Raw genomic sequence first — 5,682 nt, 5'->3', positions numbered from 1 at the left:
GTGCAGCGCCGCGGTGCGCGGGTCGTCGCGGGGGCCGACGACGGCGACCTCCCGGGGTCCGTCGAGGACGGCCTCCGCCACGGCCAGGCCGGAGCCCGCCGCGCGCGGGTACCGGGTGGCGAGCGACAGCGGACCCCGCAACGCGCTCGACGCGGCTTCCCGGTGCCGGGTGGATCCCGTGAGCGCGGCGTAGGTGAGCAGGGCGCCCGCCGCGCCGGACTGCCCCGAGGGCGTCGGGCCGTCGGCCGGGTCCTGCGGGCGACCGAGCCGGGCGACGACCTCGTCCGTCTCGTCCTGTGCGGTGTCGTGGAAGCCGCCGGCCGGCGCAGCGAAGTGGAGGAGCACGGTGTCCAGGAGGCCGCCGGCGACCGCGAACCAGCGGGGGTCACCGGTGACCGCCGAGAGGGCGAGCAGGCCCTCGGCGAGGTTGCCGTAGTCCTCCAGCACCCCGGGGGCGTCGCCCGGCACGCCGTCGCGCGACGCGCGCACCACCCGGGCCGAACCGTCCGCGGACCGCCGGACGTGCGTGGTGACGATCAGGTCGGCTGCTCGGACGGCAGCGTCGAGGAGCTCGGGACGCTCGAGCAGCACGGCCGACTCGGCGAGGGCCGCGACGGCCAGGCCGTTCCACCCGGTCACCACCTTGTCGTCCCGTGCAGGCCGCGGCCTGCGTCCTCGCGCCTCGCGCAGGCGCTCCCGCACGTCCACGAACCTGGCCTCGTCGCCCGGGGCGCTGCGCAGCTGGAGCACCGACGTCCCGTGCTCGAACGTGCCCGCCGCGGTCACGGCGAGCAGCCCGGCCGCCCACGCGCCGTCGTCAGGACCGAGCACCTCGTCCAGCTGGCCCGGCGTCCAGGCGTAGAACGCCCCCTCCCGACCCTCGCTGTCGGCATCGAGCGACGAGGCGAAGCCGCCCTCGGGGGTGGTCAGCTCGTCGAGCAGCCACGTCGCGGTCTCCAGGGCCACGCGGCGCATCAGCGGAGCACCCGTCACGCGCCACGCGTGCGCGTACACCCGCAGCAGGAGGGCGTTGTCGTAGAGCATCTTCTCGAAGTGCGGCACGGTCCAGGTCGGGTCCACCGCGTACCGCGCGAAGCCACCCGCGAGCTGGTCGTACATGCCCCCGCTCGCCATCGCCTCGAGCGTCCGGACCGCCATGTCGAGCGCTCCCGGATCACCGGTCCGCGCGTGATGACGCAGCAGCCACTCGAGCACCATCGACGGCGGGAACTTGGGCGCGCCACCGAAGCCTCCGCGCGCGGCGTCGAACGTCGTCGCGAGGCCGGCCAGCGCCGCCTCGACCACCTCGTCGTCGGGACCGTCCGACTCCCGGCCCGCCGTCGGCCGCTCCGCGAGCGCCGCGAGGACTGCTTCCGCGGTGGACAGCACCTCTGCCCGGCGCGCCGACCATGCCGCCGCGACGGCGGCGAGCACCTCCGAGAACGACGCCATCTGCTGGACGCGCCGCGGTGGGAAGTAGGTCCCGCAGAAGAACGGCTCTCCCGACGGCGTCGTGAACACGGTCATCGGCCAGCCGCCCGAGCCTGTCATCGCCTGCGTGGCCGCCATGTAGACGGCGTCGACGTCGGGCCGCTCCTCGCGGTCCACCTTGACGCAGACGAAGTGCTCGTTCAGGAAGGCCGCGACCCCCGGGTCCTCGAACGACTCGTGGGCCATGACGTGGCACCAGTGGCACGCGGCGTAACCGACGGAGACRAGCACCGGGACGTCCCGCGCGACCGCCTCCTCGAACGCCGCGTCACCCCACTCGTGCCAGTCCACCGGGTTGTCGGCGTGCTGCAGGAGGTACGGGCTCGTCGCGTTCACCAGACGGTTGGGCACGCCACCCAGGTTCCGTCACCGCGCGCGGCGGCGCGACCCCGGCTCGCCTGCCACAGCGCGCGGCGCGAGACTCGGGAGGTGGCGGTGGAGCGGAGCGAGCGACGGAGCTGGGTGCGGGCCGCACTCGCGCTCTGGCGCTCGCAGAGCGTCCGCGCACTGCGCTGGCGCCGCCACCGATGACGACCTCGTGCGCTGCCGCGCGCCCACCCGCAGCGCGTTGAGCGTCACCATCTGGTGCGCCACGTCGCCCCAGTCGACGGCCTCCACCCCGCTCCCCGTGGCCCCCGGCGGCCGCCACCATCGCCTGGCCGCCCGCCAGCGACCGTCCGGCCGACGTCGGTCGACCAGGAGCTGCCGGGCGCGGCCGGTGCGCGGGTCGCCGCCGACGCCGGCGCGTTCGAGGACGAGCAGCGCCTGGAGCAGGTCGTAGTGCCAGAACGGCGGGTAGTGCGGGAGCGCGAACGACTCGTGGACCGACTCGCCCGTGCTCCTCGAGAACAGGACCTCGCGCGAGAGGAGCAGCTCGGCGGCCGACGCGACGGCCGAGAGGCACGACGGGTCGCCCGTGGCCGTGGCGTACTCCGCGAGCCCCCACAGGGCGGGCAGGGTCTCGTGGAACGACGAGTGCGACGCCGTCGGCCGCCGGTCGCAGTTCCATCCGCCGTCCGGCCACTGCCACGACAGCAGGTGCTCGGCCAACGTGACGGCGCGCTCGTCGCGCGACAGCCCGAGACGGCACGCGATCGCCAACGCGTTGCCCTCCTGCGAGGCGCACCGCCGCGCTCGCCCGTCGATGACAGGCACCGCGGCCAGCCGCTCCGGCCGCGACCAGTAGCCGAGCAACGCGTCGGCGGCACGCGTGACCGCTGGGTCCTCGTCGCGGACCCCGAGCTCCACGAGGGAGACGAGTCGCCAGTGGGCGCCGGTCCACTTGACGTACGGGGCCCGCACGGAGTCGCCGAGCCCGGTCAGGAGGCCCTGGACGACGCGGCTCGAGGGCACGGCACCGACGGGCTCGCCGAGCAGGTCGCGGCGAGCCAGCCGGGCCACCGTCGGGTCGGCCCGCTCGACGAGCCAGGTGACAGCAGGATCTCGACTGATCTCCAGCAACCTGGCGACCATCGTGAGCCCTTTCTCCCGGGTGTCCTCTCCCCGACCGAAGCACATGCTCCCGCGCCGCAGGTAGGGCCCACCGGCCCTGTCCTCAGCGCCGGCCGAGGAGCACAAGGCGAGTACGACGTCCACAACCCCCGGCACGAACGGGACACCGCCGCCCTGATGGCCCGTCTCGTCTGAGCGGGACCTAGTCCGCGTCGGCCGGACGACCCGCCCCCAGCCACGTCCCCAGACCGCGGAGCCCCACGGCGTACCGGCCGAGGTCCGTGACGTCGGCGTGGTCCGTGATCACCGTGAGCAGCTGGGCCACGGCGGCGTCGGTGCTGCCCGCCTCGGCGAGCGAGAGAGCGAGGAACACCCGGACGGCGTCGGACTGCGGGAACTGCGCACGGGCCCGCTCCAGCACCGCGACCGACTCCTCGAGCCGGCCGAGCCACCGCAGCGTGCTGCCGTACTGGCACAGGCACCGGCGCAGCTCGTCCCCGTCGAGACCGAGGTCGAGGGCGTGCTCGTACCGGACGGCGGCGTCGGCCTCCCGACCCGCGGTGTCGTACGCGCCGGCCACCTCGAGGACGAGGACGGGGTGGTCGGGGTGCTCGCCCAGGAGTCGTTCGAAGTAGGCGATCGTCGGGCCCATGTCGTCGCGGTCGCGCCGGGCGTACCCCGTCGCGATGGCGTCCTTGAGGTCATCCGTGAGCTCCACGCGGCGATCCTGCCACGGGCTCAGCGCGCGACGTCTCGTTCCTGGAGAGCCGGCGACCCGGCCCGTCGAGCCCGGTAGGCGGCGACGTGGGCCCGGTTGGCGCAGCCGTTCACGTCGCAAAACCGGCGCGAGCGGTTGCGGGAGAGGTCGACGAGCAGCGCGTCGCAGTCGTCCGCCTCGCAGCGCTGCAGCCGGTCCCATTCGTCGGAGCGCACCACGTCGGCCATCGCCATCGCGGTCTCGACGAGCACGACCGTGCCCAACGGAGCGTCCGGTGCGGTGCCGTGCAGGTGCCAGTCGACGTCGCCGTGCCGGACGAGGAACGGGACGGCTCCCCCGCGAGCGAGGAGCTCGTTGAGCACGGCGGCTGCGGTGTCCCGGTCGACGTCCCAGAGCGCGGCGATCTGGTCGCGCGCGTCGCGCACCGCGGCGAGCTCGTCGGCGTCCCCGTCGTGCCGRACCGTGTAGCCCCATCGCGTGTAGAACTCGTCGACGTCCGCGATCGTCGCCATGGCGTCGTGCCCGTCCCGGCGACGAGCGGTGTTCACCAGCTCGACGGCCGCGGCGATGCTCATCTCGGTGTCAGGTGCGAAAACCACTTTGACTCCTGTCGGCGCGATGGACTAGCGTCACGAGCGTAACGCCATTTCACCCATGACATCCCTGGCAGGGGCTCCCCTATGTCCACGACCGCCGCGCCGAGTCGCACCGCCGGCATCGTCGCCGGCCTCGTCGGCGCCGTCGCCTTCGCGACCAGCGGTCCCGTGGTCAAGCCGCTGCTGGTGGCCGGCTGGTCCCCGGGGTCGGCGATCCTCGTGCGGCTGTCGGTCGCAGCGCTGCTGCTGGCCGGTCCGGCAGCCTGGGCCCTGCGTGGTCGCTGGCACGTGCTCCGCGACGAGTGGCCCACCGTCCTCGGTTTCGGGGTGCTGGGCGTCGCCACCGCCTCGACCATGTACTTCCTCGCGGTCGACCGGCTGCCCGTGGCCGTCGCCCTGCTGATCGAGTACACCGGCCCGCTCCTGCTGGTCGCCTGGAGGTGGGCGCGCGAACGACGGGCACCCAGCGGCGCGACGCTCGCCGGGGCAGCACTGGCCACCGGCGGCCTCGTCCTGGTCCTCGACCTCACGGGCACGCTCGAGCTCGACCCGGTCGGGCTGGTGTTCGCACTGCTCTCCGCGGTGGGCAACGCCTCCTACTTCGCGCTCACGGGCCGCCGCACGGAGCTGCCGGCGATCAGCCTGGCGGGCGCCGGGATGGTTGTCGGAGCACTCACGGTCGCTCTCGTCGCAGCCGTGGGAGTCCTCCCGCTGGCCGCCCCGGACGTCCGCGTCGACCTGCTCGGTGCGCAGGTGCACTGGATCGTCCCGCTGCTCGTCGTCGCCGCGGTGCCGACCGCCTTCGCCTACGGCGTCAGCGCGTTGTCGGTGCGGCTGCTCGGCGAGCGCCTCGCGTCCTTCCTCGCCCTGTCGGAGGTGCTCGTCGCCGTCCTGCTCGCCTGGGTGCTGGTCGCCGAGGTGCCCGTGCCGCTGCAGCTCGCCGGGATGGTGCTCGTCGTCGCCGGGATCGCCCTGGTCCGCCGCGGCACCGACGCGCCGGAGCCCGTCGTCGTGCAGCCCGAAACCCGGATCGTCGTCGAGACCCGCGCCTGACCCGAGCGCGACGTCCAGCATCCGAGAGTTCGCCGTCGAACCCTTGACCGGCCCCGCGGCTGCATGCTGCTCTGTGCCCGGCCACGACCCGACCGAGAGGAGCACCCGATGACCGCCACCCGCGTCACCGCGCTCCCGTCGCGCCGTGGATCCCTCCTCTCGCTGCGCTCCTGTACGGCCTGCTGTCAGCACTGACGCACCCACCCGGCTCACGCCGGACGCAGGCCCCGCCGACCCACGCCCTCCGGGAAGCCGTGGAGATCGGCCCGCAGACGCACCCCGAGAGGCACCTCCGTGAGCATCGACCTGTCCCCGCGCCCCACCCTCGCCTCGCCCGCCCGGCTGAACGTCGACGAGCTCAGCGCGCTGACC

Annotated in this window: 5 protein-coding genes; 1 reads left to right on the top strand and 4 read right to left on the bottom strand. The window is 74.2% G+C overall.

The genetic code is table 11. The features are described 5' to 3' along the window. From AC1DUQ_RS16390 to AC1DUQ_RS16375, 4 genes are all read right to left on the bottom strand, one after another. A partial coding sequence (locus tag AC1DUQ_RS16390) for a thioredoxin domain-containing protein (RefSeq protein WP_477074152.1) occupies positions 1 to 1,842 on the bottom strand: 1,842 nt, incomplete at its 3' end. A 15-nt stretch (positions 1,843 to 1,857) separates the two neighbouring features. Further along, positions 1,858 to 2,964, bottom strand: a complete 1,107-nt coding sequence (locus tag AC1DUQ_RS16385; protein ID WP_477062242.1) for a hypothetical protein — start codon at positions 2,962 to 2,964, stop codon at positions 1,858 to 1,860. A 181-nt stretch (positions 2,965 to 3,145) separates the two neighbouring features. Further along, on the bottom strand, positions 3,146 to 3,661 hold the full coding sequence (locus tag AC1DUQ_RS16380; RefSeq protein ID WP_477062243.1) for a tetratricopeptide repeat protein: 516 nt from the start codon (positions 3,659 to 3,661) through the stop codon (positions 3,146 to 3,148). Between the two features lie 20 nt (positions 3,662 to 3,681). After that, entirely contained in the window at positions 3,682 to 4,260 is a 579-nt protein-coding gene (locus tag AC1DUQ_RS16375; protein WP_477062244.1) for a CGNR zinc finger domain-containing protein, read from the bottom strand. 81 nt (positions 4,261 to 4,341) lie between these two features. On the opposite strand from AC1DUQ_RS16375, the gene AC1DUQ_RS16370 reads away from it, so the two are divergent. Beyond that, positions 4,342 to 5,310 (top strand): EamA family transporter, encoded by a 969-nt coding sequence (locus AC1DUQ_RS16370; RefSeq protein WP_477062245.1) that lies wholly within the window; start codon positions 4,342 to 4,344, stop codon positions 5,308 to 5,310. Positions 5,311 to 5,682 lie beyond the last annotated feature (372 nt).

The sequence above is a fragment of the Cellulomonas sp. P4_B5_2 genome (genome assembly GCF_056402235.1).
The sequence above is the reverse complement of the archived record's forward strand: the minus strand, read 5'-3'. Positions and strand labels throughout refer to the sequence as shown.